Origin of the sequence: Amycolatopsis sp. WAC 01375 (genome assembly GCF_003947325.1) — a bacterium.
Taxonomy (GTDB): domain Bacteria; phylum Actinomycetota; class Actinomycetes; order Mycobacteriales; family Pseudonocardiaceae; genus Amycolatopsis.
On record NZ_QHHW01000052.1, the window covers coordinates 67,273 to 93,395 of the forward strand.

General features: G+C 68.4%; 21 protein-coding genes. 12 read left to right on the forward strand and 9 right to left on the reverse strand.

What is annotated here, in order from left to right:
- Position 1: 1 nt before the first annotated feature.
- On the reverse strand, positions 2-766 hold the full coding sequence (locus DL991_RS33760; protein WP_125788401.1) for a DUF4190 domain-containing protein: 765 nt from the start codon (positions 764-766) through the stop codon (positions 2-4).
- A 77-nt stretch (positions 767-843) separates the two neighbouring features.
- Complete coding sequence (locus tag DL991_RS33765) at positions 844-2,247, reverse strand: bis-aminopropyl spermidine synthase family protein (RefSeq protein WP_125788402.1); 1,404 nt, start codon at positions 2,245-2,247, stop codon at positions 844-846.
- Between the two features lie 236 nt (positions 2,248-2,483).
- Between DL991_RS33765 and DL991_RS33770 the strand changes: the two genes are divergently transcribed.
- Genes DL991_RS33770 through DL991_RS33785 form a run of 4 tightly spaced genes read left to right on the forward strand, consistent with a single transcriptional unit; the run spans position 2,484 to position 5,837 of the window.
- Positions 2,484-3,572 carry an ABC transporter ATP-binding protein gene (locus DL991_RS33770; RefSeq protein WP_125788403.1) on the forward strand — a complete coding sequence of 363 codons (1,089 nt, stop codon included), beginning with the start codon at positions 2,484-2,486 and terminating at the stop codon, positions 3,570-3,572.
- Positions 3,572-4,255, forward strand: coding sequence for an ABC transporter permease (locus DL991_RS33775; protein ID WP_125788404.1), 684 nt, complete (start codon positions 3,572-3,574; stop codon positions 4,253-4,255). Before DL991_RS33770 ends, DL991_RS33775 begins: the two co-directional genes overlap by 1 nt.
- On the forward strand, positions 4,252-4,941 hold the full coding sequence (locus DL991_RS33780; protein ID WP_125788405.1) for an ABC transporter permease: 690 nt from the start codon (positions 4,252-4,254) through the stop codon (positions 4,939-4,941). The genes DL991_RS33775 and DL991_RS33780 overlap by 4 nt, the downstream gene beginning before the upstream one ends.
- Complete coding sequence (locus DL991_RS33785; protein WP_125788406.1) at positions 4,938-5,837, forward strand: ABC transporter substrate-binding protein; 900 nt, start codon at positions 4,938-4,940, stop codon at positions 5,835-5,837. Before DL991_RS33780 ends, DL991_RS33785 begins: the two co-directional genes overlap by 4 nt.
- A gap of 77 nt (positions 5,838-5,914) precedes the next feature.
- Here the strand turns inward: DL991_RS33785 and DL991_RS33790 are convergent, their stop codons facing one another.
- Entirely contained in the window at positions 5,915-6,430 is a 516-nt protein-coding gene (locus DL991_RS33790) for a GNAT family N-acetyltransferase (protein WP_125788407.1), read from the reverse strand.
- A gap of 393 nt (positions 6,431-6,823) precedes the next feature.
- On the opposite strand from DL991_RS33790, the gene DL991_RS33795 reads away from it, so the two are divergent.
- Positions 6,824-8,389 (forward strand): S8 family peptidase, encoded by a 1,566-nt coding sequence (locus DL991_RS33795; protein ID WP_125788408.1) that lies wholly within the window; start codon positions 6,824-6,826, stop codon positions 8,387-8,389.
- A 132-nt stretch (positions 8,390-8,521) separates the two neighbouring features.
- Entirely contained in the window at positions 8,522-9,241 is a 720-nt protein-coding gene (locus DL991_RS33800; protein WP_125788409.1) for a hypothetical protein, read from the forward strand.
- A 76-nt stretch (positions 9,242-9,317) separates the two neighbouring features.
- Here DL991_RS33800 and DL991_RS33805 read toward each other — a convergent pair whose 3' ends face one another.
- Positions 9,318-13,070 carry a multifunctional oxoglutarate decarboxylase/oxoglutarate dehydrogenase thiamine pyrophosphate-binding subunit/dihydrolipoyllysine-residue succinyltransferase subunit gene (locus tag DL991_RS33805; protein WP_125788410.1) on the reverse strand — a complete coding sequence of 1,251 codons (3,753 nt, stop codon included), beginning with the start codon at positions 13,068-13,070 and terminating at the stop codon, positions 9,318-9,320.
- Positions 13,071-13,443: 373 nt separating this feature from the next.
- Here DL991_RS33805 and DL991_RS33810 point away from each other — a divergent pair, with 373 nt between their 5' ends.
- Positions 13,444-13,710, forward strand: a complete 267-nt coding sequence (locus DL991_RS33810; RefSeq protein ID WP_125788411.1) for a hypothetical protein — start codon at positions 13,444-13,446, stop codon at positions 13,708-13,710.
- Here the strand turns inward: DL991_RS33810 and DL991_RS33815 are convergent.
- A complete protein-coding gene (locus DL991_RS33815; RefSeq protein WP_125788412.1) occupies positions 13,707-14,276 on the reverse strand; it encodes a DUF4291 domain-containing protein in 570 nt (189 codons plus the stop codon). The genes DL991_RS33810 and DL991_RS33815 overlap by 4 nt on opposite strands.
- A 74-nt stretch (positions 14,277-14,350) precedes the next feature.
- On the opposite strand from DL991_RS33815, the gene DL991_RS33820 reads away from it, so the two are divergent.
- Entirely contained in the window at positions 14,351-14,662 is a 312-nt protein-coding gene (locus tag DL991_RS33820; protein ID WP_125788413.1) for a hypothetical protein, read from the forward strand.
- 538 nt (positions 14,663-15,200) lie between these two features.
- Here DL991_RS33820 and DL991_RS33825 read toward each other — a convergent pair.
- The 3 genes from DL991_RS33825 to DL991_RS33835 all read right to left on the reverse strand — a co-directional run bounded on the left by DL991_RS33825 (position 15,201) and on the right by DL991_RS33835 (position 21,096).
- Entirely contained in the window at positions 15,201-18,923 is a 3,723-nt protein-coding gene (locus tag DL991_RS33825) for an ABC transporter ATP-binding protein (RefSeq protein WP_125788414.1), read from the reverse strand.
- A 125-nt stretch (positions 18,924-19,048) separates the two neighbouring features.
- A complete protein-coding gene (locus DL991_RS33830; RefSeq protein WP_125788415.1) occupies positions 19,049-19,933 on the reverse strand; it encodes an ABC transporter permease subunit in 885 nt (294 codons plus the stop codon).
- Positions 19,933-21,096: an ABC transporter ATP-binding protein gene (locus tag DL991_RS33835; protein ID WP_125788416.1), complete on the reverse strand. Its 1,164-nt coding sequence runs from the start codon at positions 21,094-21,096 to the stop codon at positions 19,933-19,935. The genes DL991_RS33830 and DL991_RS33835 overlap by 1 nt, the downstream gene beginning before the upstream one ends.
- 558 nt (positions 21,097-21,654) lie before the next feature.
- Between DL991_RS33835 and DL991_RS33840 the strand changes: the two genes are divergently transcribed.
- Genes DL991_RS33840 through DL991_RS33855 form a run of 4 tightly spaced genes read left to right on the forward strand, consistent with a single transcriptional unit; the run spans position 21,655 to position 23,345 of the window.
- A complete protein-coding gene (locus DL991_RS33840; RefSeq protein WP_158634490.1) occupies positions 21,655-21,957 on the forward strand; it encodes a YbaB/EbfC family nucleoid-associated protein in 303 nt (100 codons plus the stop codon).
- On the forward strand, positions 21,954-22,226 hold the full coding sequence (locus DL991_RS33845) for a hypothetical protein (RefSeq protein WP_125788418.1): 273 nt from the start codon (positions 21,954-21,956) through the stop codon (positions 22,224-22,226). Before DL991_RS33840 ends, DL991_RS33845 begins: the two co-directional genes overlap by 4 nt.
- Entirely contained in the window at positions 22,226-22,555 is a 330-nt protein-coding gene (locus DL991_RS33850) for a hypothetical protein (protein WP_125788419.1), read from the forward strand. Before DL991_RS33845 ends, DL991_RS33850 begins: the two co-directional genes overlap by 1 nt.
- Positions 22,548-23,345: a WXG100 family type VII secretion target gene (locus DL991_RS33855; RefSeq protein WP_125788420.1), complete on the forward strand. Its 798-nt coding sequence runs from the start codon at positions 22,548-22,550 to the stop codon at positions 23,343-23,345. The genes DL991_RS33850 and DL991_RS33855 overlap by 8 nt, the downstream gene beginning before the upstream one ends.
- Before the next feature lie 26 nt (positions 23,346-23,371).
- Here the strand turns inward: DL991_RS33855 and DL991_RS33860 are convergent, their stop codons facing one another.
- On the reverse strand, positions 23,372-26,098 hold the full coding sequence (locus tag DL991_RS33860; RefSeq protein ID WP_125788421.1) for an AfsR/SARP family transcriptional regulator: 2,727 nt from the start codon (positions 26,096-26,098) through the stop codon (positions 23,372-23,374).
- Between the last annotated feature and the right edge of the window lie 25 nt (positions 26,099-26,123).

Here is a 26,123-nt window from a genome sequence, read left to right on the forward strand (position 1 = left end):
GTCAGCCGGTAGGGATGGACAGATCGGCGCCGGGGACGAGCGCGGAATCGGTCAGCTGTGAGCCGGGCGAGACGAGCGTGCAGAAGACGGTGCGCACCCCGTGCTTCCAGGGCTCGCGCTCCGGCTTCAAGTAGCCCAGATCGGTGTAGACACCTTCCGCGTCGAGTCGCGGCTTGTCCACGTTCTTGGCCAGGATCCGCTGACAGTGGTCCAAGGCTTCCGCTTTCAGGTCTGCGCCACTGGGCCAGGGGCCGTCCGTCGCGGTGAAGGCTCCGATCACCTCGGTGGTGTGCGGGCTCCCGCACGCGGTGAGTTCGACGCTCGTGGCAGAGGCCACGGGCTGTCGCAAGCAATCTCCCGGCTTCAAGGTGCAAATGTTGGCGTGGCCGGACGGCGGGGTCGCGCAACTCGCGCTCGACGGGCTCGGGGCGCCCGGCGGGCTCGCGGTGTAGCGGTCCGGGTTCCCCATGGTGTTCCCGAGTAAGGCGATCCAGCCGACGGCCCAGAAGCCGGCCGCCGCGAGGCCGCCGATCGCCAGGCCCCGGCCCGGCCGCTTCCCCGGTCCGGTCTGGGTGAGCGCGATGATGCCGATGATGATCGCGGGCAGCAACGGCAGCGCCAGGCAACCGGCCACGCCCAGTACGAGGGTGGTGATCGCCAGGCCACTGGTCTTGGGGTGGTGCGGCGGAAGACCGGGCGGGTAGGCGTACCCGTACGGCTGCGCGATCGGCATTGCCGGGCCTTGAGGTCCGCGCGGTTCGTTCATGGGACCGAACCTAGGAAGAGCCCATGAAGTTCCGATGACACAACTGCCACAGCCGACACAACGGCCGGAAGCGCCGCTCAGCCGAGCAGTTCCGCCAGCCGGTGCCGCGGCAGGTCGATCAGCCGCGCGTCCGTGAGGTCCGACGGCACGTCCAGCGACACGTTCGCGAGCCGCGCGTGCGCACGGGTCAGGAGTTCGTCCGGGTGCTCGACGGCGTCCGCGACGACGATGGCGTGCCGGTTGTCCGGGGTGCTCCGCAGCAGGCGCAGCTTGTATTTCGCCCCGACCAGCCGATTGAGCGCGCCCTGAGCTTCGGCGTTCGTCAGGTCGGGATGCGAGTTCGGGAGCAGCAGCGCCAGCCGTCGTGCGTTGGTGCCCAGCAGGGTCCGCAGCAGCCACGGGCCGGGGTCGGCCGAAAGATCCATCGCGACCGCGTCACCCTCCGGCCCGGAAACGGACCAGTCGACCGGTCGCGACTCCAGCGCCAGCCCGCCCTCCGTGGCGGTTTCGTGCAGCTTGTCCAGCAGCGACGGCTTGGCCGCGCCCGCGGATTCCACCGACTGCGGGCCGTGGGTGTAGATCGCGGCCTTTCCCTTGCCGCCACGGTTCTTCTTCGACTTCGCGGTCGGCTGACAGACGTAGAGGTCCGCCGCGCTCCCGATCGCCTGCGCGCCGAAGTACCGGTTGAAGTCCGGCAGGATCGCTTCGAAGGTCAGGCCGAGCGTCGCGAGCGCGCGCTGCACCTGCGCGCCCAGCGCGGGATGGCGCGGGCTGTAACCGTAGGCGAGCAGCAGTCGCCCCTCTGACGGTTCGCTGAGCGCCTGGACCCCGCGCGCCGCGAACAAGCCCATTCCTTCGGGGGTGTAAGGCGGATCACTGAACACGAGATCCATCCGCCCGGTCACCGAGGGTGGCAGGCCGACGCGCAGATCCGTGTGCAGGGTGCGGATCGACCGCTCGCTGAGTTCGTCGATGTAGGCCAGGACACGATCGTCGAGGTCGACGACGGTGAGGTCCGCGTCGGGTCGCAACGCGCGTACGGCCAGCGAAGTGAGGTCATGGTCACCCAGGAACAGCAGCTTCGCCGTCGCGAGGTCGTAGCGTTCGTCCAGCCACAGTGCCCGGTTCAGCACGGTTTCGGGCGTCGCCTGCACGTGGTCGAGCGCGGCCAGCGGCGCCGGTACGTTCTCGACGTAGCTGGTGATGGTCTTCAGCAGGTCGGGATCGGATTTCCGGTCCCGTGCCTCGAAGCGCGCGTACTTCTCCCGGGTGGCGGGGGCGAGCCGGACGCGGGACTCGTTCCGCTCGAGGTCGTCGCCGAGCGCGTTCAGGACGTCTTCGACACTCCGGCGTGGCGCGGTGCTGAGCCGGACCAGTTCGCCGAGATCACGCCAATCCGTCCGGAGCAGGGAAATCACCTGATGGAGCGGTCGCACGTGGACACCGTGCGCCGCGAAGACGTCATCGACGGAGGAACTCACGCCAGCAGCCTAGGCCGTGTCCGGTGAGACACGCTCGCGGTCTGACGGCACGGGCGGATGCGGCCGAGTACGAACCCGGTACGAGGCCGATCCGGCCGCACCGCCAGGAACCACCTGGATCACGAAGCCATCGAGCGTGTCTCACCGGACACGGCCTGGTGACCCGCCCCTCGAGACACCGTGCCAACAGGCAGGATGTGGGCTACGGTTTTTCGACCAGACATGGGGAGAGACGCGTGACTATCGAGTTCCGTGGCGTGACGAAGCGGTATCCGGACGGGACGGTCGCGGTCGACGACCTGAACCTCACCGTGGAGGACGGCACCATCACCGTCTTCGTCGGGCCGTCCGGCTGCGGCAAGACCACGTCGCTGCGGATGATCAACCGCATGGTCGAGCCGACTTCGGGCACGGTACTGCTCGACGGCAAGGACGTCAGCGAAGGCGACCCGGCGCTGCTGCGACGCGGCATCGGTTACGTCATCCAGCACGCCGGCCTCTTTCCACACAGGACAGTCCTCGACAACGTCGCGACCGTGCCGCTGCTGTCCGGCTGGGACAAGGGCAAGGCGCGCAAACGTGCCGCCGAACTGCTCGAAACCGTCGGCCTGCCCGCGGAACTCGGCAAGCGCTACCCCGCCCAGCTTTCCGGCGGCCAGCAGCAGCGCGTCGGGGTCGCCAGGGCGCTCGCGGCGGATTCGCCGGTGCTGCTGATGGACGAGCCGTTCTCCGCCGTCGACCCGATCGTCCGCGAGGAACTGCAGGACGAATTGCTGCGCCTTCAGTCACAGCTGGGGAAGACGATCGTGTTCGTCACCCACGACATCGACGAGGCCGTGCGGCTCGGCGACAAGATCGCGGTGCTCCGCGTCGGCGGGGTGCTCGCGCAGTACGGCACGCCGTCCGAGGTGTTGCGTCATCCCGTCGACGACTTCGTCGCTTCGTTCGTGGGCAAGGACCGCGGTTATCGCGGGCTTTCGTTCCTGTCGGCGGAAGGGATCGTCGTCGAAGAGGTCAAGCGGGTCGAGGTCGGCAAGCCCGCCCCGGGACCGGCCGACGAGTGGCGGGTGGCGGTCAACGCCGACGGACAGCCGCGCGGCTGGCTGCGCCCCGGGTCCACTGTGGACGGGGAGCTCGCCGAGACCGACCTGGTCGCGGGCGGGTCGCTCTACGTCCAGGGTTCACCGATCCGCGGCGCGCTCGACGCGGCGCTTTCCTCGCCCGCGAGCCTCGGTGTCGTGGTCGACGCCGACCAAAAGGTCGTCGGCGTGGTCAGAGCCCAGCAAGTCCTCCAAGTGATCGAAACGCCGTCGCTGAGCTCCTGATGGGCGACTTCTTCGCGGAGCTCGGTCGTTACCTGGGCAGCGCCAACAACCGCTCGCAGTTCTTCGGCGACCTGCTCGACCACATCTATCTCTCGCTGGTCCCGCTGGTGCTGGGCCTGCTGATCGCGGTGCTGGCGGGCTGGCTCGGCCACCGGTTCGCCGCGGCACGTTCCGTGCTGCTGGTGGTGTCGAACCTGCTGTACACGATCCCGTCGCTCGCCTTGTTCGTGGTGATCCCGGGCATCATCGGTTCGAAGATCCTCGACAGCGTCAACGTCATCGTGGCGCTCACCGTCTACACCGCCGCACTGCTCGTGCGCCCGGTGCTGGACGCGCTCGACGCGGTCCCGCCGCACGTCGTCGCCGCGGCCACGGCCGTCGGCTACAAACCCGCGCGCCGCTTCCTCGCCGTGGAGCTGCCGCTTGCGGTGCCGGTGCTCGCGGCGGGCGTCCGGGTGGCCTCGGTCAGCAACATCAGCCTGGTCAGCGTCGGCGCGCTGATCGGCACCGGCGGGCTCGGCGTGCTGTTCACCGACGGATTCCAGCGAGAGTACTTCTCGCCGATCGTCGTCGGGATCGTCGCGACGCTGCTGCTCGCGCTGGTCGTCGACCTGCTGCTGGTGCAGCTCCGCAATCTCCTCACACCCTGGGACCGGGTGGCGACCACGGCGGGGGCGAAATGATCGGCGACGTCCTGAACTGGTTCGGGGATCCGGCCCACTGGCAGGGCACGGACGGCGTCCCGGCCCGGCTGCTGCAGCATCTCGGCTACACGGCGCTGGCGCTGGTCTTCGCGCTGATCATCGCGATCCCGCTCGGGCTCTACGTCGGGCACACCGGTCGCGGCGCGGTGCTGCTGGTGAGCGGCGGCAACGCGATCCGCGCGCTGCCGACGCTGGGGCTGGTGACCTTCCTGTTCCTGCTCTTCACCGAAAGCGAGCTCTCGACGATCATCGGGCTCGTGGTGCTCGCCATCCCACCGATCCTCGCCGGGACGTACGCGGGCTTGCAGGCGACCGACCACGGCTTGGTCGACGCGGCGCAGGGCATCGGAATGACCGGCTGGCAACGGTTGTGGAAGGTCGAGGTGCCCATCTCGCTGCCGCTGGTGCTCGGTGGGGTGCGGAACTCGGTGCTGCAACTGGTGGCCACGGCCGCCGTGGCCGCTTACGTCGGGCTCGGCGGGCTCGGCCGGTTCCTGCTCGACGGACTGGCCATTTTGGACTATCCGCAGGTGGTCGCGGGCGCGCTCCTGACGACGTTGCTGGCCGTCGTGCTGGATCTGGTGCTGGCGGGCGTCCAGCGGCTGCTGGTGCCCAAGGGAGTTCGGCTGGCGCAGGCCGCGAGCGGGAAGAAGGCGAAGGCATGAGGCGGAGGGTGGCGGCGCTGTTCGCCGGGATCGCTTTGCTCACGGCGAGCTGTGGCAACCCGCTCGCCGGCGGAGCCGAGGGCGGTGCGACCGGTGACATCATCATCGGCGCGTCCGACGTCGGGGAAAGCCTTCTGCTGGCCCAGATCTACGCGGGCGCGCTGCGCAACGCGGGCGCGGAGAACGTCACCGTGCGCCCGCCGGTCGGCAGCCGCGAGGTCGTCGTCAAGGCACTGCAGGACAAATCGCTTTCGGTCGTACCGGATTACAGCGGGAACCTGTTGCGCTACTTCGACAAGGACACGCAGGCCACCACCCCGCAGGACGTCTACGCGCAGCTGAAGCAGAAACTGCCGTCCGGGTTCGAAGTCCTCGAACAGGCGCCCGCGGAGGACAAGGACCTGCTGGTGGTGCGTAAGGAACTCGCCGATTCCGGGGTGCGGACCTTCTCCGACCTCGGCAAGCGGTGCAAGGAACTCGTGCTCGGCGGTCCCGGTCAGTGGAGCAGCCGCTGGAAGGACAAGATCAAGACGCTCTACGGCTGTGAGTTCGCGGAGATCCGCACGACCGACACCGGCGGCCCGGTCACGGTCGCCGCGTTGAAGTCCGGCGACATCCAGGTCGCCGACCTGTTCAGCACGTCTTCGTCGATCGCCGCGAACGGGTTCGTACCGCTGGTGGACGACAAGAACATGTTCCCCGCGCAGAACATCGTGCCCCTCGCGGCGAAGGGGACGTTGTCGCCGAAGGAGGTCGACGCGCTGAACCGGGTTTCGGCGGCGCTCACGACCGATCAATTGACCGAGTTGAACGTCCAGTTCAGCGAGGAGAAGCGCAACCCGCTCGACGTCGCCGAGGAGTTCCTGCGCCGGAACAACCTCCTCGCGCCCGCCTGACCCCCCGCAATTCGGCACCTGGTTGCGATAGTTCGGCTAACGAACGACCGCAACCAGGTGCCGAATCGCGATAGGGGCTAGAGGCGGTCGAAGGCGGGGGAGTAGCGGAACTCGCCCTGGAGGTCGGGCGTGTACGCGCGAAGGGGGCGGACCTGGAAGTGCGGCGCCCATTCGGCGACAGGGGGCGTGATCCCGTGCTGTGCGGCGAGTACGAAGCCGAAGCGGGAGTAGTAGTTCGGGTCGCCAAGCAGGACGACGGCGCCGTAGCCGAGGGCGTCCGCCGCGCCGAGAACCGCGTGCACGAGCGCGGAGCCGATGCCGGAGGCGTGGTACTCGGGCAGGACACCGAGCGGACCGAGGCCCACCGTCGACTTCTCGTCGGAGCCGAGCTTGGCCGGGCTGCAGCAGACATGCCCGGCGACCTTCCCGTCGCGTTCGGCCACGATGGACAGTGCGCCGATCAGGTCGCCGTCCTCCCGCAGTTCATCGACGAGTTTCGCCTCGACCACCGGGACACTGAGTTTCGCGAACGCGGCCAGATGTACCGCGTGGATGGCCTCGCTGTCGGCCGGGATTTCCTGTCGGAGCAGCATGCGCCCGAGTGTGCTCCATCCGAAGGTAGGATGGAAATCGATTTCCGCCCGGCCAGGTCGCGACTTTAGTAGGCGGCCATCCGTGTGTACTTCCACGCCACTGAAACGGCCGGGGGGCCGGAAAGCGACCACTGGATGTGCGGATCCCCAATTCTTCGTGGGCCGTACGGGCGCAAAACGCGACTAAAGGCGGGGGCTGAACGGTGCCCGAACTGCGTCGACGCGACGTCCATTACTACCGGGATGTCCGTAATGCAAGGTCTTCCTTGGGGTGAATCGGCGACTTAGTCTCAGCCTGCGCTCCTAAGTGGAACGCGCTTCACCTCTGAGTCACCCCAACGATCCGGCGGGCCATTTCATGCCCGTGGGTCGACCCTGCCTGGGAGGAATATCTTGAACAATTCCCTGGGAACCTTGAAGAGACGACTGCCCGCCTTCGGTGTGGCCGCGGCCGTCGCCGTGCTGACGGCGCTGGGCGGCACCACCGTCGCGTCGGCGGCGGAGGGTTCGATCGTCAACGCGGGTAGCGACAAGGCGATCAAGGACAGCTACATCGTCGTGCTGAAGGACGGCTCGTCGGTCGAAGCCACCGCGAAGAGCGTGACCCAGCGCCACGGCGGCACGGTCGAGAAGACCTTCGCGTCTTCGGTCCGTGGTTTCTCCGGTGCGCTGACCGAAAAGCAGGCGAAGCGTGTCGCCGCCGACCCCGCGGTCGCCTACGTGGAGCAGAACCAGACCGTCTCGATCTCGGCGGACCAGCTGAACCCGCCGTCGTGGGGCCTGGACCGGGTCGACCAGCAGAGCCTTCCGCTCAACCAGAAGTACAGCTACAGCACCACGGCGTCGAACGTCACCGCGTACGTCGTCGACACCGGCATCCTCACCACGCACCCCGACTTCGGCGGGCGCGCGACCCACGGCCGTGACACCGTCGACAACGACAACGACGCCACGGACTGCCAGGGTCACGGCACCCACGTCGCCGGCACCATCGGCGGTACCGCGCACGGTCTGGCCAAGGGCGTCAAGCTCGTCGCCGTCCGCGTGCTGAACTGCTCCGGTTCCGGTACGACCGCCGGCGTCATCGCCGGTGTCGACTGGGTGACCGCGAACGCCGTCAAGCCCGCCGTCGCGAACATGAGCCTCGGCGGCGGCGCGTCGACCACCCTCGACCAGGCCGTCCAGCGGTCGATCGCGGCAGGCATCACCTACGGTCTCGCGGCCGGTAACGACAACGGCGCCAACGCCTGCAACACCTCGCCCGCCCGTACCCCGGAAGCGATCACCGTCGGCTCGACGACGAACACGGACGCGCGGTCCAGCTTCTCCAACATCGGCACCTGCCTCGACATCTTCGCGCCGGGCAGCGGCATCACGTCGACGTGGCTGAACAACGGCACCAACACCATCAGCGGTACCTCGATGGCGACCCCGCACGTCGTCGGCGCGGCGGCCCTGTACGCCTCCGCCAACCCGACGGCCACGCCGAAGCAGGTCCGTGACGCGCTGGTCGCCAACGGCACCAAGGACAAGGTGACCAACCCGGGCACCGGTTCGCCGAACGTGCTGCTCTACACCGGCACCGACGGTGGCCCCGGCCCCGAGCCCACGCCTTGTGGCACGCAGACCAACAGCGGCGTCGTCGCCATCCCCGACGCCGGTGCCGCGGTGACCAGCACGATCACCGTCGCGAACTGCGCCCGCAACGCCTCGGCCACCACCAAGGTCGCGGTGAACATCACGCACACCTACGTCGGTGACCTCGTCATCGACCTGGTCGCGCCGGACGGCAGCTCGTACCGCCTGAAGGGTTCGAGCAACGACTCGTCCGACAACATCAACACCACCTACACCGCCAACGTCTCGACCGAGGCCGCGAACGGCGCCTGGAAGCTGAAGGTGCAGGACGTGTACCGGATCGACACCGGCTCGCTCAACAGCTGGTCGCTGACCGTCTGATCCATATCTGGAGTACGTGAAGGCCCCCTTCCTCCTGCTGGGAAGGGGGCCTTCACGTATCCGGAGAGTGATTCGGCGCCCAGTTGCGACGTTCGTCCACTAAGGACCTTCGCGAGGCTTTACCCTCTCCGCATGCAGCCCGGACCGCCCTATCAGCAGGGACCTCAGCAGCCGTATCCGCCGCAGGGATATCCGGGGTATCCGCCACCCGGATACGGGCCGCCGCCCAAGAAGTCGAACACCGGACTCATCGTCGGGCTCGTCATCGGCGCGGTGGTGCTGCTCGGCGGTGGCGGGGTCGCGGCCTTCCTGCTGTTGTCCGACGACTCCGGTTCGTCGCCGACCGCGGCGCCGACGTCGTCCAAGAAGACCGGTCCGCCGGACAAGTACACCTCCATGCCCGGTTGCGAGAAGATCGGAAGCAAGATTCGGAACCTGCCGCCGCTCGAAACGCCGAAGGGCGAGGAGCCGGCGAGCACGTCGAACGACGACATCACCTACACCCGCTCGTCGTGCAGCTGGCGTGAGCCCAACGCGCCTTCTGCGACCGTCGTGATGTACCTGTCGAAGTCGAAGGAGCCGGGGTCGGGCGCCGGTGAGGCCTGGGCGAAGGCGAGTGTCGAGAACGCCGTGACCGATGGCGGCGTGCTCATCCCCAGCATGGCGAAGTCGACCAAAGCCGTGCACACCAAGCTCGACTCGCCGAGCCAGTGCCAGATCAAGTTCTACCAGGGCAACGTCGAGGGCGAGATCATCGTGACCGGCCCCGACGCGTCCGCGACCGTCAACCAGACGGTGTGCAAGGAGAACGCGCTGAAGCTGGCCAAGGCGACCTCCGAGGCGATCGGCTAGCTTCCCCCGAAGTACATGAAGGCCCCCTTCCTTGCGTCTGGCGCAAGGAAGGGGGCCTTCATGTACTTCTAGGCGATCAGTCGAAGGCCCGCGCGATCAGCGCCTTCTGCTCGACCTCGTGCACCTTGGACGAACCGGCCGACGGGGCCGCCATCGGGCGACGCGACACGACGTCCAGGCTGGAGAACACCTCCGGGAGCTTCCGCGGCAGGTTCAGGCCGAAGAACGGCCACGCACCCTGGTTCTCCGGCTCCTCCTGGACCCAGACCGCGGGAGCGCCGTTGTAGCGCTCGAGCGCCGCCAGCAGCTTCTTCTTCGGCAGCGGGTAGTACTGCTCGACCCGCACGATCGCGATGTCGTTCGCCTCGCGCTTCGTCCGCTCGGCCACCAGCTCCCAGTAGAGCTTGCCCGAGGTCAGGAGCACCTTGCGCACCTTCGACGGGTCGACGACGGCGTCGTCGATGACCGACATGAACTTCGACTGGCCGGTGAAGTCCTCGACCTGCGAAGTCGCCGCCTTGTTGCGCAGCATCGACTTGGGGGTGAAGACCACCAGCGGCCGGTTGACTCCGTCGAGGGCGTGACGGCGGAGCAAGTGGAAGTAGTTCGCCGGGGTCGACGGCACCGAGACGGTCATCGAGCCTTCCGCGCACAGCGAGAGGAAACGCTCGATGCGGCCGGAGGTGTGGTCCGGGCCCTGGCCTTCGTGGCCGTGCGGCAGCAGCAGCACGACGTCGGAGAGCTGGCCCCACTTGGCCTCACCGGAGGAGATGTACTCGTCGATGACGGTCTGCGCGCCGTTGACGAAGTCACCGAACTGCGCTTCCCACATGACCAGCGCTTCGGAGTTGGCCACCGAGTAGCCGTACTCGAAGCCGACCGCCGCGTACTCGGACAGCGCCGAGTCGTAGATCATCACGCGGCCTTGGCCGTCGGCCAGGCTGGCCAGCGGCGAGTACTCCTGGCCGGTCTTGCGGTCGATCAGCACCGAGTGGCGCTGGGTGAAGGTGCCTCGGCGCGAGTCCTGGCCGGACAGCCGCACCAGGCGGCCCTCCATGGCCAGCGAACCGAAGGCGAGCAGCTCGCCGAACGCCCAGTCGATGCCGCCTTCGCGGGACATCTTGTGGCGGCGTTCCATGACCGGCTTGACCCGCGGGTGCGGGGTGAAGCCCTCGGGCACGTTGAGGAACGCGTCGCCGATGTGCTCGATGACCTCGGCGGTGGTCGCGGTGGGCACCTTGGCCGGGACCTGCTGCTCCTCCTCGACCGAGGGGCTGGCCTTCGCCGGGTGCTTCTCCAGCTCGCGGACCTCGTTGAACACGTGCTCCAGCTGGCTGGAGAAGTCGCGCAACGCGGCCTCGGCCTCTTCGACGGAGATGTCGCCGCGGCCGATCAGCGATTCGGTGTAGGTCTTCCGGACCGAACGCTTCGTGTCGATGATGTCGTACATCGCCGGCTGCGTCATCGAGGGGTCGTCGCCCTCGTTGTGGCCGCGGCGGCGGTAGCAGATCAAATCGATCACGACGTCCTTGTGGAACGCCTGGCGGTAGTCGACGGCCAGCTTGGCCACCCAGTGCGCGGCCTCGGGGTCGTCGCCGTTCACGTGGAAGATCGGCGAGCCGATCATCTTCGCGACGTCGGTGGCGTACTGGCTCGACCGCGAGTTCTCCGGCGCGGTGGTGAAGCCGACCTGGTTGTTGATGATGAGGTGCACGGTGCCGCCGGTGCGGTAGCCGCGCAGCAGCGCCAGGTTCAGCGTCTCGGCCACGACACCCTGGCCGGCGAAAGCGGCGTCGCCGTGCATCAGCACAGGGAGGACGGTGAAGCCTTCGCCGCCCTTGTCGAGGATGTCCTGCTTCGCGCGGACGATGCCTTCTAGGACCGGGTCGACGGTCTCCAGGTGTGACGGGTTCGCGGTCAGCGACACCCTGGTCTCGCCGTCGCCGAACATGCGGAAGTACTTGCCCTCGGCGCCGAGGTGGTACTTCACGTCACCGGAGCCGTGCGCCTGGCCGGGGTCGAGGTTGCCCTCGAACTCCTGGAAGATCTGCGCGATCGGCTTGCCGACGATATTCGCGAGCACGTTCAGGCGGCCGCGGTGCGGCATACCGACGACGACCTCGTCGAGCTCGTACTCGGCCGCCTTGTCCAGCAGCGTGTCGAGCAGCGGGATCGCGGTCTCGCCGCCTTCGAGGGAGAACCGCTTCTGACCGACGTACTTGGTCTGAAGGAACGTCTCGAACGCCTCGGCGGCGTTCAGCTTCGAGAGCACGTACTTCTGGACCGCGGGGTCCGGCTTCTCGTGCGGGACCTCGACGCGATCCTGGATCCAGCGGCGCTCCTCGGGGTCGAGGATGTGCGTGTACTCGATGCCGACGGTGCGGCAGTAGGAGTTGCGCAGCACGCCGAGGATGTCGCGCAGCTTCATCCGCTCCTGGCCGGCGAAGCCGCCGACCGGGAACTCGCGGTCCAGGTCCCACAGGGTCAGGCCGTGGGAGAGGACGTCGAGGTCGGCGTGGCTGCGCTGCCGGTAGTTCAGCGGGTCGGTGTCGGCCATCAGGTGACCGCGCATGCGGAAGGCGTCGATCAGCTCGATCACGCGCGCGGTCTTGTCGACCGGGCCGTCCGGGATGTCGGCGACCCAGCGGATCGGCTCGTAGGGCAGGCGCAGGCTGGTGAAGACGTCGTCGTAGAAGCCGTCTTCGCCGAGCAGCAGCTCGTGGATGCGCTTGAGGAACTCGCCCGACTCCGCGCCCTGGATGATGCGGTGGTCATACGTCGAGGTCAGCGTCATGATCTTCGAGACGCCGAGGTCGACGAGGGCCTTCTCGCTGGTGCCCTCGAAGTGCGCCGGGTACTGCATGGCGCCGACGCCGATGATCGCGCCCTGGCCCGCCTGCAGGCGCGGCACCGAGTGGTTGGTGCCGATGCCGCCGGGGTTGGTCAGCGAGATCGTGGTGCCGGCGAAGTCGTCGGCGGTCAGCTTGCCGTTGCGGGCCTTCTTGACGATCTCCTCGTAGGCCTGCCAGAACTGCATGAAGGTCATGTTCTCGGTGGCCTTGATGGAGGCCACGACGAGCGTGCGGGAGCCTTCCTTGCCCTTCATGTCGATCGCGAGACCGAAGTTCACGTGCTCCGGCGTGATCGCGAACGGCTTCCCGTCGATCAGCTGGTAGTGCCGGTTCATGTTCGGGAAGTTCTTCAGCGCACGGACCATCGCGTACCCGATGAGGTGCGTGAAGGAGATCTTGCCGCCGCGCGTGCGCTTGAGGTGGTTGTTGATGACGATGCGGTTGTCGGCCATCAGCTTCGCCGGGACCGCGCGCACACTCGTGGCCGTCGGCACGGACAGCGAGGCGTCCATGTTCTTCGCGATCGCGGCCGCGGCGCCACGGAGCTGCTTCGACTCCGGTTCGGCGTCCTTCTCGGCGGGCTTGGCCGGGGCCTTCTCGGCCGCCTTGGGCGCCGCCGCCTTCGCAGGCGCTGAGGCCTTCGCGGGCGCGGCGGCCTTCGTCTCGGTCTTCGGTGCGGGTTTCGCGGGGGCGTTCTTCGGCGCGGTCTGCTTCGCGGTGGACTCGGCGTTGCGGACTGTCTGGGGCGACGGGTGGGTGACCTGGCCGTTGGCGCCAGGGCCTTCGTTGCCGGGGTCTCCGGAGTTCTGACGCGCGTCGTCAGCCTTGGTCTGCGCGGCCTGCGTTGGCTTGAAGTCCGCGAAGAAGTCGTGCCAGGCGGCATCGACTGAGCTGGGGTCGGCGAGGAACTGGTCGTACATTTCCTCGACGACCCACTCGTTGGGGCCGAATTGTGACGCAGGGCTGCTGCTGGACACGGCTTGGACTCGCCTCTATCCGTCTCGAGATCTTGAACACCGCTGATGCGCCTACCAGGCTAACCCCCTCGGTCGCGGCCGTGTGATGGAACTGGCCTGTGTGAGGCGTGGCGCACTAGGTGATGGGTCACTGTCTCGATCAAGAGACCGAAAATCTGTCCTGTGCCGTCCGGGCCCTCGGCCGTTCGGGGGAGCAAGGGACCTTTGCTGTCGTTTTCACCGTCTGTGCAGGTCAGGTCACTGTTTCGTCGGTGAAGGTTGGCCGGCTGGTCGTGCCCGGACAGCCTGTAGTTCACGTCAGGGGGCTTCGCTGGGTGGACGATGCGGCCGGTGTCGTGCCTGCCGCCGATCGCCCGCGAGGTGGTGGCAGCCGATGTGGCTCGACGAGTGCCCGTCGTTCTGGGACGAGGGGCGCGTGCGCCCGCTGGTCACCGAGTCCGGCAAGGTCGTGCTGATGTGCGACTCGTGCTCGGCGGTCTGGCCGACGTTCGCCGACTTCAAGGAGATGGAGCACGTCGAGCCCGACGAGCCGGACTGGGCGGTGACGGCCGGGGTGCACGTCCGGCCGGGGACCGTCCGGTGGGCTTCGGCTCAGGACCTCGAGGTCGCCGGGATGAGCGGCCTCAAGTGGCGGCCCTAGCCGGGGTACGGGCGCTCCGCGGGTAGCAGCGCTTCGGCGTGTTCGATGCGGTTCGCCGCGACCAGGGCGCCGATCTCGCGCATGGTCGAGGTGACGTCGGTGACCGCCGTGATCCAGTTGTCGACATAGCGATCGACGGCCTCGCCGCTCAGCCCCATCTGGAGCGAGCGGTGCTTCAGTGCGCCGAGCCGGATGCCGCGCTCCGGATCCCACTGGATGCGGACCGGGCTGGTCTTGACCTCGTCCTGCCACGTCTTCCGATCGGGGTGGACGTCGGGGTCGTAGTGGCTTAGCGCCGCGTGTTCGAGCGCCCACGCGAAACCCTCGCGAGTGATGTCGAGGGCGAGTACGCGTTCTTGGCCGGGCTTCGCGGCCCAGCCGCAGCGATACGCCATCCAGAGGAAGGACGGCTTGATCCAGGTCATGCGTTCGCGTTTGAACGGCGGCACGAACGTGCCCGCCTTCACTGCGGCGTCGGCGATGGCAGGCGAGTACGCCTGATAGACGCGGACCGTGGTTTCGGTGTGCACGGCACGGATCTGCCGCGCCGGGATCTCTTCGTTCATTTGTCGTGAGGGTGCCAGGTGCGGGGGTTCACGCGCGACCGAAATTCCCTTGTCCGTGGAGTCATGCTGGCTTCATGGCATTGCTGCGCAGGGGGTCGCGACGGATCGTGGTCGACGACATCGCTTACCGGTGGATCGTCCGGCGGAAGCCCACCTATGCACAGGACGGCGGGTACTTCCTTTCGTACGGGGTGGAATTGGAGGGGGTGCGGGGCGCGGTGCTGGTGGTCCGGACGGATCACGCGCATCCGTTGAACTACATGGGGGTGCCGTCGAAGGCCGTGCTGCCTTCGGACGTCGAACGCGCGATCCAGCTGGCGCTCGTGCGGGGGTGGGAGCCGTCGGCTCCAGGGGCGCAGTTCCAGCTGGATCTGTCGGCTGGGTGAGAGGGCTGGCGCGACGTGATCGGGGGGGGCGACTACCTCGGCCCGGTGCGGTCTGGCGAAAAGTGGGGGTTGCGAAAGCCACTTTCGCAACGTTGAAGGTTGCGAAAGTGGCTTTCGCAACGCCTCCGCCGGAGTCGCGTTCCTGGTGAGCGGCGGCGGGCGTCGTGAGTGGTGAAGACGGTTCTGGTGGACCTGTATTCGCCTGCCGCTGAAACCGGCTCGCACCCGGAACAGTGATGAAGGCGAGAGGGGAGGATTTGGGACGTTCAACGTCCCAACTCCTCCCCCCTCGACCGACTTGATCAAGGCCGGAAAATCGGAGCAAATGCCGGTCCGCGCTGACCATCCTTACCACTCAAGGGTCCAGTACCGGCGAGCACGCGTGACTGGATGGACGACACGACGCGCGGCCGGGGTTCCGCCACGAGTCGTCCGCCGGATCACGCATGTCGTCTCTCTAAGCACGTGTGTCGTCCGTTCAGTCACGGGAAACCCGGCAGTACGTACCTGAGACGCCATACCACTCACGAGGCCCGAGTCAGCCCAAGGACCAAAGGCGGGCGTAGTGGCCATCCGCGGCGACCAGTTCCGCGTGGGTGCCCTGTTCGATGATCCGGCCGTGGTCCAGCACCACGATCCGGTCCGCTTTGGCGGCGGTGGCGAGGCGGTGCGCGACCACGAAGGTCGTGCGGCGGCGAGCGAGTTGTTCCGTCGCGCGCAGGACGGCGGCTTCGGTGGACGGGTCGAGGGCCGCGGTCGCCTCGTCGAGCAGGAGGACGTCCGGGTCCACGAGTTCGGCGCGGGCGAGGGCGACGAGTTGCCGCTGCCCGGCCGAAAGCGACCGTCCGCGTTCACCGACGGGCTGGTGGAAACCGGCGGGGAGCGCGGCGACACCGTCGAGCGCGCCGACGGACCGGACCGCTTCCTCGACCTCCGCGTCCGTCGCGGAAGGCCTGCCGTAGCGCACATTGTCCGCGACGGTCCCCGAGAACAGATGCGCTTCCTGCGGTACCACGCCCATCCGCGTGCGCAGGGCGCCCAGGTCGTACTCGCGGATGTCGGTTCCGTCGATCCGGACCACACCGCCTGTCGCGTCGTAGAAGCGCGCGACGAGCTTCACCGCTGTCGACTTGCCGGCGCCCGTCGCGCCGACCAAAGCGACGGTTTCCCCGGCGGCGACCTCCAGCGTCAACTGTTTCAGCGCGGGTTCATCCGTTGCGGTGTAAGCGAAATCGACGTCCTTGAAGGAGACCTCGCCCCGTAGCCGCTCCGGGACCGGGACCGGGTTTTCCGCCGCCGGAACGGACGTCGGCGTGCGCAGGAGATCGCCGATGCGAGTCAGGCCGACTCGCGCCTGCTGATAGCCGTCGAAGACCGAGGACAGTTGCTGAATCGGTGAGAAGAACTGGCCGAGGTACAACAGGAACGCCACCAGCACACCGGCCGACAGCGTGCCCGCCGCGACCCGGTTCGCGCCGACGATCAGCACGACGACCTCGGCCAATCCGGAAAGCATTGCCGCGAAAGGGAAGTACGTCGCGACGTAGCGTTGGGCGCGAAGCCTCGAACGACGGTACTCGTCGCTGCGGGACGCGAACTTCTCCGCCGTCCGCTCCTCGCGGGTGTACGCCTGCGCGACCCGCAGCCCGTTCACGTTCTCCTGCATGTCCGCGTTGACGACGCTCACCCGTTCCCGGGCTTCGGTGTACGCCTTGGACGACGCCCGGCGGAAGATCACCGTCGCCACGACGAGGATCGGCAGCACCGCGAGCGCGTACGCCGCCAGCCCGATATCGGTGATCATCAGCGCCGCCGCGATCCCGACCAAGGTCAGCGCGCTCACCACGGCCTGCGCGACACCGGTCTGCAGGAACGTCGAGAGAGCGTCGACGTCGGTCGTCATCCGGGTCATGATCTTCCCGGACAGTTCGTGTTCGTAGAAGTCGAGCCCGAGCCGTTGCAGATGGGCGTAACTGCGGACGCGCAGCGAATACAGCACCGTCTCGCCGACTCGCGCCGTCATCCTGGTCTGGAGGTAGACCACCAGCCAGTCCGTGAGGATCACCAAAGCGCCGATTCCGGCGGCGAGCCAGATCACCGCCTCCGCTCCGGCGCGTACCCCGCTGTCGATGCCGTACTGGTACAGCGCGGGCATCGCGATGGTGGCCATCGCGTCCGCCGCGACCAGCCCGATCACCACGGCGAGCGGGCCGCGCACCGGTTTCAGCAGGCGGCCGAGACGGAACTTCGGTTCGGGCGCGGTGACGTCGGTGCCCGGCAGCCGTGGGACGTCCGTGGCCGGCGGCAGTTTCCGGACGCCTTCGAGGAGTTCCCCGCTCGGTGGCAGGTCGACGTCCCATTCGCCGCCGGTGCCCTTGCGTTCGCCCGCCAGTTCGTCGGACTTGTCCTGCTCCGGCCACAGGGCGGGGGTGATTCCCGAGGGACCGCAGTCGAGGCCCTCGCAGCGGTGCGGTTCCTCGACGTCGTCACCCGGCCCCGCGACGAGTTCGCGGAACAGCGGGCAGCGCGCCAGCAGTTCCTCCTCGGTGCCGACGTCGACGACGCGGCCCTTGTCCAGCACAGCGATCCGGTCGGCGAGAGCGAGGGTGGAGCGGCGGTGCGCGATCAGCAGGGTCGTGCGGCTCGCGGTGACCGAACGCAGCGTGTCGTGGATCGCCGCCTCGGTGACCGTGTCGATGGCGGACGTCGCGTCGTCGAGGACCAGCACGCGCGGATCGGTCATCAGCGCCCTGGCGAGGCCGAGCCGCTGCCGCTGACCTCCCGAAAGCGTGAGGCCGCGCTCGCCGACGAGCGTGTCGTATCCGTCCGGGAGGCGCTGGATGAACTCGTCCGCCTCCGCCGCCCGCGCGGCCGCGCGGATCTCCTCGTCGCTCGCGTCCGGCCTGCCGTAGGCGATGTTGTCGCGCACCGACGAGGAGAAGAGGAACGCCTCCTCGAAGACCACGCCGATCACACTGCGCAGGTCGTGCTGCCGGACGTCGCGGACATCGAGGTCGCCGACCTGGACCGAACCGCTGTGCACGTCGTAGAACCGGGGCAGCAGCAAGGAGATCGTCGATTTGCCCGAACCGGCGGTGCCGACGAGCGCGAGTGTTTCGCCCGGCCGGGCCTCCAGGGTGAGACCGTCGAGCACGGGATCCGACCGCGTGTAGCCGAAGGAGACGTCCTCCAGGCGGACACCGAGCGGGCCTTCGGGCAGTGGCCGCGCGTCCGGGCTGTCCACGACGTCCGGCTGCGCGTCGATCAGTTCGTTGACCCGTTCCGCCCCGGCCCTGGTCAGCTGGGCCTGCACGACGAGGCTCGAGATCATCCGTGCCGGGCCGATCAGGATGGACAGATAGGTGGCGAACGCCAGGAAGGTGCCGAGGCTGACCTCGCCTTTCAGGGCGAGGACGCCGCCGACGGCCAGCACCGCGACCTGACCGGCCGCGGGCAGCGCCGCCGTCGTGGCCGTCGGCAAGGACGAGAGCCGCGCCGAGCGCATGCGTTCCGCGAAGAGCTTCTTCGCCGTCTTCTCAAGCTTCGCGACTTCGCGCGTTTCCTGACCGAAGCCCTTCACAACGCGTACGCCCGTGACGGTTTCCTCGACCTGCTGCGCGACGTCGGCCGCGCGCTGCTGGGCCGCCCAGGTCGCGGGGAAGAGCCGTTTCCGGCTCACCGCCATGATGATCGCGATCGCGGGCGCGACCACCATCGCGATCAGGGTCAGCGTCGGCGACATCCACAGCATCGCGCCGAGCGACAGGAGCGCGAAGATCACCGATCCCGCCGAAAGCGGCACCTGCATCAGGACCGACGTGACCAGCTGCAGATCCGAGATCGCGCGGGAGGCGACCTGGCCGGTGCGCAGCGCGTCCTGCTTGCCGCCGTCGAGCCGGGAGACCGCGTTGAACACCTGGCGGCGCAGATCGTGCTGGACGTCGAGGGCCAGCCGCCCGCCGACGTACCGGCGGGCGAAGGCGTTGCCGAAGGTCAGCACCTGCAGTACCGCCATCACGGCGGCGAGCAGGCCGAGACGGGAGGTGTCGCCCGCGACGGCGTCGTCGAGAGCCTCGCGGATCAGCAGCGGACCGGCGGCCTGCAACCCGACGCCGATGATGGCCGCACCCAGCGAAAGCACGACGAGCCAAGGATGTTTCCAGCACGAAGCGGCCAGGCGGCGGATCCAGCCTCCGGTGGGTGCCGGGGCCGTCTCACGTGCCGGGCTCGCTTGACGCGGACGAGGTGGAGCAGTAGTCACCCCGCAAGCCTATGCGGCCCCACCGACAGGACCGGCCGGTTCGCGCAGGGCCGAACGCCATGAAAGGTCCTTTCCTTGCAAAATTTGCAAGGAAAGGACCTTTCATGGCGCTTGTGGACAGTGACTTACGTGATGTCCTTCTTCTGGTTCACGGCCCAGCCGGCGAGGAAGAACGCCATCGTCCAGCCGAAGAAGATGAGCGCCGAGGCCCACCACGAGAACGCGCCGGGAGCGCCCGCCGCGTACTGCAGTGCCCACGCCGTCTCGTCCTGCAGGCCGGGGACCTTCACGCCGGCGGCGCCGAACGCCTCCGCGCCGATGGCGCCCACGATGCCGTTGACCGTGCCGTTCGGCAGGACGCCGCCCAGCCAGGTGATGTCGGCGGCGCCGAACATGACGAACACGAGGACGTTCTCGACCACGAGCATCCAGATGGTCAGCGTGATGATGCTGCCGACGACGCTGCGCCAGACCGCGCCGACCCCGATGCCGAACAGCGTCGCCAGGATCGTCGCGAGGACACCCGCCCCGAGCACGCCGAGCCACTGGCCCGCCGTCGGCAGGCGTGCGCTGTCGACCGTGATCACGGTGCCGAGGCTCGCCGCACCCACGATGATCACGCCGTAGATCGCGCCCCAGGCGATGTAGGTGATCATCTTCGCGCTCAACGCCGAAACCCGGTTCGGTGCGGTGAGGAACGTCGTGGTGATCGTCTTCTTCGTGTACTCGCCGGCGAGGGCGAAGACACCGAAGATGATCGGGATCATCGTGCCGATGTTGATGCCGTGCCCGAGCGCGAGCAGGCCGACGGGCAGTTCGCCGGTCGAGATGCCGAGCGCCTCGGTCAGCTCACGGGTGTCGGAACGGCCGAGGAAGTCACTGAAATCGTTGGTGATCATGCCCCAGAACAGGGCGAACGCGAAAGCGAAGACCACCGCGGGGATCATCAGCGCCCACCACGCCTTGAGCGTGAGCGTCTTGCGGAACTCCGCCTTGATCAGGTTGCCCATCAGCCCTGGCCTCCCCAGCCCTCGTTCTGGCCCTGCTGCTGCGCCTGCTGCTGAGGCGGCGCCTGCTGGTACTGCTGCTGTTGCGGCGGCTGACCCTGCTGCTGGAACTGCTGCGGCGGCGCGAAACCGGGCGGCGGCGTGTTCTGCGGCGCGTAGCCGGGAGGAGGCCCCTGATATCCGGGCGGCGGGCCCTGGTAACCCGGAGGCGGACCCTGGTAGCCAGGGGGCGGGCCCTGCTGGAAACCGGGCGGCGGCGCGGCGTACTGGCCCTGCGTCAGCTGGAAGAACATCCGCTCCAGATCCGCGGTCTCCTCCTGCATGCCGTAGACCGCGATACTAGCTTTGGCGGAGATGTCGCCGATCTGCTGCACCGTCGCACCCGACACCGCGACACGGCCGTCCGGCATCGGCGAGACCTGCGTGATGCCCGCCTCCTGCAACGCGGCGACGAGGCCGCTCGCGTCGGCCGACTGCACCAGCACCCGGGACTGGTTGCTCTTGCGCAACTGGTCCAGCGAGCCGTTGTACCTGGTCATGCCCTGGCTGATGATCACGACCTGGTCGATCGTCTGCTCCACCTCGTTCAGAAGGTGGCTCGAGACCAGCACCGTGCGCCCCTCACGCGCATACGCGCGCAGGAAGTTCCGCAGCCACAGGATGCCCTCGGGGTCGAGACCGTTCGTCGGCTCGTCCAGCACCAGCACCTGTGGGTTCCCCAGCAACGCCGTCGCCAGCGCCAGCCGCTGCCGCATACCGAGCGAGAACCCGCCCGCCTTGCGGTCCGCGGCCGACGAAAGGCCGACCAGCCCCAGCACCTCGTCTACCCGCTGATCCGGCATCCCGATCGCCGCCGAGTACACGCGCAGGTGATTACGCGCGGTACGCCCCGGGTGGAAGCCCTCGTTCTCCAGCACCGAACCGACGACCCGCGCCGGATTCCCCAGCTGGTCGTGCGGGCGCCCGTTGATGGTCGCCGTGCCGTTCGTGGGCGTCACCAGCCCGAGCAGCATCCGGAGCGTCGTCGTCTTCCCGGCACCGTTCGGGCCGAGGAAGCCGGTCACCGAGCCGGGCTCCACCGTGAAGCTCAGATTCTGGACCGCGTTGACCGCACCGAACTGCTTGCTCAAATTCTGCACCGCGATGCGGCCACTGCCGTCGTGCATACCGTCCCCTTTTGTTGACGAAGGCCGATCACGCGACATCCTGCCTCACGGGGTGGGTCCGCACTCGCGGAAGGGGTCAATCCAGCGAAAGCGACCTTCGTCACGTTCCGTGCGGTGCCGACTCCGTCCTCCGGCGCAGCCGACACTGGGCCGAATGGTCGCTGACTACCGGATATGTGCCTAGGAGCGCGGAAATTCACCGACAACGACGGCGCCCCGTGAGGAAATAATTCGGAAGACATGGCAACCCCATGCAGCGCGACGGCGACTTATTACCTACGATGAAGGAGGCGGCCCGCTCCCAGTGACCCCCAGGCTGGTCGAGCGGGCCGCCCTCAGCCCCTTTGCCCCACTTCGGTCGACGCTGGTGCGTCTTCCCGAAGGTGGGGCTTCGTCGTATCACCCGGGGGGCCGAGCCCCCCGGACCCCCACGGTGCGTCCGGCGGCGGTTGGCTGGTGAGTGGCCTGCGGTGCGGAGCGCCGTGGCCGTGGGGAAAGGTCCGGGAAAGGTGGGGGTCGCATCCTGTCGTCATTCAGGTGACGAGGGGAGAGCGACCGGTGGACACCGATCCGGTACGGAAGATCAGAGAGTTCGGGGAGTTCCTCGCGAGGAACAAGGCCGCCTTCGGGCAGGCTGAGCGGGAACTGGCGGGGCGGCACTACACGGCTTCGGCGCGTGGGGGACTCGTGCGTGCGGAGGTGGACCATCGGGCGCGGCTCGTCGGGATCCACATCGACCGGGCCGCCGTGGCCCGCAGCCGCGGCGGCGAACTCGGCGCGTACATCGTCGAGGCGGTCGGGCAGGCGCGTGGCGAGGCCCGCGCCGAATACCGGCGGCTGTTCCAGGCGAGCGTCCGATGAACGGCTTGCTGCGGCTTCACGACCTCGACGACGACGAAGACGACAGGCGGCCCGCTTCCCGTCGAGAAGAACACTTCGCCGGTGCGGACATCGACGCCGGTCTCGGCAGGGTCCATGTCGACGAGGCCGGTGACCTGGTCGCCGTCGAACTCGACGAGCGGGCACTGCGCGCGATGAACCCGGCCGCGCTCGGCGGCCACCTCCTCGCGGCGATCGAGCGGGCCGAGCAGGCCGCCAGGACCCGGCGAATCGAACGGAGGAAGCACTGATGGCGGAGGGGACCGGCTACGAGGTCGTCCCGGAGTCGCTCGCGGACATGGCGACGGAGTTCCGGGCCGCGGCCGATTCGTGGACCACGCTCAAGGACACGGTCGGCGGACTGACGATGCAACCGGGTGACCTCGGTCTGCTCGCCACCAACGTGGGATACGTCGAGGCGTACAACGCGGCGTGCACGCTCGTCGTCGAGAAACTCGGCGAGGCGGTCAAGAGCTTCGACGACACCGAGGCCGCACTCGTCACCGTCGCCAACACCTACGCCGCACAAGACGCCGAATACTACGAGCAGTTCGGCTACCTGGGGAGTGACGATGACTGAACCGGCGCCGTACCCGGAAGGCGACGCGGCGACCGTGCTGGACGCCGCGGAGTTCTTGGACGTCTTCGTCATTCCCGCAGGCTCGGTCTCCGCCGGGGTGAAGATGATTCTCGACGAAATCCGCAAGATCCTCGGCGACCCCGCGATCCCCGCGGCGCGCGCCACTCAATGGGCTGAAGCGCAGCCGATATCGAGCACGGTGGCGGGCCAACTGAACTCGAAACTGGGTTCGCTGGACTCGTACTGGCAGGGAGGCGCGTTCGACGCGTTCAAGACCCACACCGATCGGATCGTTCAGCAGTGCGACCTGACGGCCGGGAAACTGGGGGAAGTGGCCGAGCTGCTCTCCGATGCGATCACTCTCGTGTACCAGACCTGGGGGATGGCCATCGGGTTCATCACGAAGGCGGCCGCCGGCTGCGCCACCCTTCTCGATCCGAGCGAGGTGGTCTCCGCGATCAACGCGCTGGCCACCAGCTACGCCGATCTCATCGAAAGCGCCCTCGAGAGGATGGGCGAGTTCGCGGCCAACGTGAAGGCCATCGAGATCTCCGCGCTCAGCTTCCCCTCGCCGGGAACGTTGCCGGAGGAAGTGAGCGACCCCAAGAAATGGGTTATCGAACCGGCGCCCGAACACCCGCCGGAGGAAAAGAAGTTGCCGGGTAAAGCCGGGATGGGTGAGTCGCAAGGAGGGGTCGTCTCGCCACCGGATCCGGCCGAGGACGAACCGGAAGCGGCCGAGGACGAACCGGCGGACGAGCCCGCCGGGCTCGAAGAAATCCCGGCCTGAACCGACCGCCTCGGCGCGCGTGACTCTCATGCGCCGAGGCGGGCCCGGATCTTCTCGGCGATCGGGTCACCGGTGGCCGTGCACAGCCCGAGTGCCTCGTGGAGATGGTCCCGCGCCTCGGTATCGCGTCCGTCCGCCGCCGAGAGGTCGGCGAGCTGGACGAGCAGCCGGGCCGAGCCCCACCGGTCGTCCAGTTCGCGGGTGATCGCGAGCGCGTCCCGGTACTCCTCGCTCGCCTGCTCTCCCAGCCCCATGTCCCGGTGCAGGTCACCCAGCGTGCGCAGGGTGAACCGCAGCGACGTGCGATCGCCGCTGCTCCGCTGCAGTTCGACGGCCTCCCGCAGATGACGCAGGGAGTCGTCGAACTGGCCCTGCTGACGGCGCAGATCGCCGAGGTTGTTCAGCGCGATGCCCTCGCCGTGGACGTCGCCGTCCGCCCGGAACATCTCGAGCGCGGCCGTGTAACTCCTCGCCGCCTCGGTGAAGCGGCCCATACTGTCCTGCGTCACGCCGAGGTTGTTCGACGTCCACGCCTGCCCGTGCTGGTTGCCGAGCTCGCGGAACACCTCCGCCGTGGTGCGGAAGTACTCGATCGCCTTCTCGAAACCGCCGACGTCGTCGTGGGCGATCCCGAGCCCGAGCAGCAGATAGGCCTCGTCGACGCGCCTGCCGGACCGTCGGGCGGCGGTCACCGCGATCTCGTGGGTGGCCAGCCAGTCGTCCCAGTGTTTGGTCAGGTAGAACAACCGCATCAGCGCGGCGGCCAGCAGGCAGGCGACGTCCTCGGCGCCCTGTTCCGCCGCGGTCCGCACCACGGTCACCAGGTTCGCGCGCTCGGCGGCGAACCAGGTGAGCGCGTCTTCGCGGGTGTGGAACGGTGTTTCGGTCCTCGTCTCCTCCACGCCGTCCAAGTCGATCACGCGGGCCTTCGGGTCGACGAGTGCTCGTGCCGCGATCACCGTGCGCAGGAACCACACGAACAGGCGCCGCGTCGCCGCCTCGCGGCAAGCGGGCTCGACCTGGTCCGCGAGTTCCCGTGCGTAGGCGCGGAGCAGGTCGTGTGTCCGGTACCGCCCGGCGAAGCCCTCCTCGACAAGGTGCGATCGGGTGAGCGCGTCGAGGGCACGCCGGGTGACACGCAGGTCTTCGCCGGAGAGCGCGGCGAACGCGGGAGCCGTGAGGTCGTGCCCGGGATGGAGGCCCCACAGGACGAAGAGCCGCGCGGACGACGGCGGCAGGTGATGGAAGGAGCGGGAGAACACCGAGCGGATCGCGGTATGGGCGTCGCCGTCGGCGTCCATCAGGTCGAGGCGCCGATGCTCGTCCGCCAGTTCGGCGGCGAGGTCGGCGACGCTGATGTTGTCGCGGGCCCGGAAGATCTCCGCGGCGACCCGCAGGGCGAGCGGCAGCCGGACGCACTGCCGCACCACCCGGTCGATCGCGTCCGCGGCGTCGTCTGTCCGGTCGCCCGCGAGCCCGCGGAACAACTCCCGCGCGTCGGAAGGCGGGAGCCGTCGCAGGACGATCCGGTTCGCGCCGTCGCGGGCCACCAGCCCGGCGAGTGAATCCCGGCTCGTCACGACGACGTGGCAGGACGAACTCATCGGCAGCAAGGGCCGGACCTGCTCGCAGGTACGCGCGTTGTCGAGCACGACGAGCAGACGGCGGCGGGCGGCCAGCGACCGGAACCGGGCCGCGCGCGCCGCGAGATCGAGGGGGATCGCCGGGCCTTCGACACCCAGTGCCTGGAGGAACCCTTCGAGCACGTTCGCGGCCGAGGGTGGTTGCTCCGGCCCGTAACCCCGGAGATCGACGTACAGCTGGCCGTCGGGGAACCGGGAGCGGACCCGGTTGCCCCAGCGGACCACCGTCGCGGTCTTGCCGACGCCTGCCGTGCCGACCACGACGCACACTGGCGCCGAGTCCCGGCCGGACAGCGCGAACTGATCGTCCAATTCGGACAGTTCCGCCGTTCTGCCGACGAAGTTCCGTACGGTGCGGGGCAATTCCGACGGTACGACCGCCGGTGCCGGCACGCCCGTCGGTTCGATCGGTTGCCCGTCGAGGATCCGCCGTTCGGCCTCGCGAAGCTCCGGGCCCGGCTCGATCCCGAGTTCTTCGACGAACAGCCGTCGTGCCGCGCGGTAGACGGCCAAGGCCGCAGTGCGCCGCCCTGCCCGGTACAGCGAGATCATCAGCAATTCGTGCAGGCGTTCCCGGAACGGGTGACGGCGTACCAGTTCGGTCAGCTCGTCCACCAGGGACGCGTGCTTGCCTTCGGCGAGCTCGGCCTGGCACAGCGTCTCGATCGCGGCCAGCCGTCGCTCGGTGAGCCGCCGTGCCTGATCGGCCAGCTCCGGCGAGTCGAGGCCGTCGTACGGCTCACCGCGCCACAGGCCGAGCGCTTCACGTGACAATTCGGCGCACCGCCGCGGATCGCTCGCGGCGGCTTCGTCCACCAGCGACTCGAACCGCTCGGCGTCGAGCTCCCCAGGCAGCACACGCAGGCGATAGCCGCCCACTCCGCTCGTCAGCCGATCCGGCTCGCCGAGCAGCCGCCTCAGCTTGTGGACGTGCAGGTACAGCTTCGACGCGGAGTCGTCGGTTTCCCCCGGCCACAACACGTCGACGAGAGCACTCGCCGGGACGTCGCGGTTGGCGTTCGCGAGCAGCGTCCCCAGCAGGATCCTCTGCATACGTCCGGTGACCGTGACGGTACGGACGCGGATCGGCCCCAGAACCTCGAATTCCATCGAGTACCTCCCCGCGGGACAGTGT

Bases quoted from the DNA above. Each gene is read 5' to 3' on its own strand.
- DL991_RS33760 (WP_125788401.1), bottom strand. From the start codon at position 766: ATGAACGAACCGCGCGGACCTCAAGGCCCGGCAATGCCGATCGCGCAG.
- DL991_RS33775 (WP_125788404.1), top strand. From the start codon at position 3,572: ATGGGCGACTTCTTCGCGGAGCTCGGTCGTTACCTGGGCAGCGCCAAC.
- DL991_RS33780 (WP_125788405.1), top strand. From the start codon at position 4,252: ATGATCGGCGACGTCCTGAACTGGTTCGGGGATCCGGCCCACTGGCAG.
- DL991_RS33785 (WP_125788406.1), top strand. From the start codon at position 4,938: ATGAGGCGGAGGGTGGCGGCGCTGTTCGCCGGGATCGCTTTGCTCACG.
- DL991_RS33790 (WP_125788407.1), bottom strand. From the start codon at position 6,430: ATGCTGCTCCGACAGGAAATCCCGGCCGACAGCGAGGCCATCCACGCG.
- DL991_RS33800 (WP_125788409.1), top strand. From the start codon at position 8,522: ATGCAGCCCGGACCGCCCTATCAGCAGGGACCTCAGCAGCCGTATCCG.
- DL991_RS33810 (WP_125788411.1), top strand. From the start codon at position 13,444: ATGTGGCTCGACGAGTGCCCGTCGTTCTGGGACGAGGGGCGCGTGCGC.
- DL991_RS33815 (WP_125788412.1), bottom strand. From the start codon at position 14,276: ATGAACGAAGAGATCCCGGCGCGGCAGATCCGTGCCGTGCACACCGAA.
- DL991_RS33820 (WP_125788413.1), top strand. From the start codon at position 14,351: ATGGCATTGCTGCGCAGGGGGTCGCGACGGATCGTGGTCGACGACATC.
- DL991_RS33830 (WP_125788415.1), bottom strand. From the start codon at position 19,933: ATGGGCAACCTGATCAAGGCGGAGTTCCGCAAGACGCTCACGCTCAAG.
- DL991_RS33835 (WP_125788416.1), bottom strand. From the start codon at position 21,096: ATGCACGACGGCAGTGGCCGCATCGCGGTGCAGAATTTGAGCAAGCAG.
- DL991_RS33845 (WP_125788418.1), top strand. From the start codon at position 21,954: ATGAACGGCTTGCTGCGGCTTCACGACCTCGACGACGACGAAGACGAC.
- DL991_RS33850 (WP_125788419.1), top strand. From the start codon at position 22,226: ATGGCGGAGGGGACCGGCTACGAGGTCGTCCCGGAGTCGCTCGCGGAC.
- DL991_RS33855 (WP_125788420.1), top strand. From the start codon at position 22,548: ATGACTGAACCGGCGCCGTACCCGGAAGGCGACGCGGCGACCGTGCTG.
- DL991_RS33860 (WP_125788421.1), bottom strand. From the start codon at position 26,098: ATGGAATTCGAGGTTCTGGGGCCGATCCGCGTCCGTACCGTCACGGTC.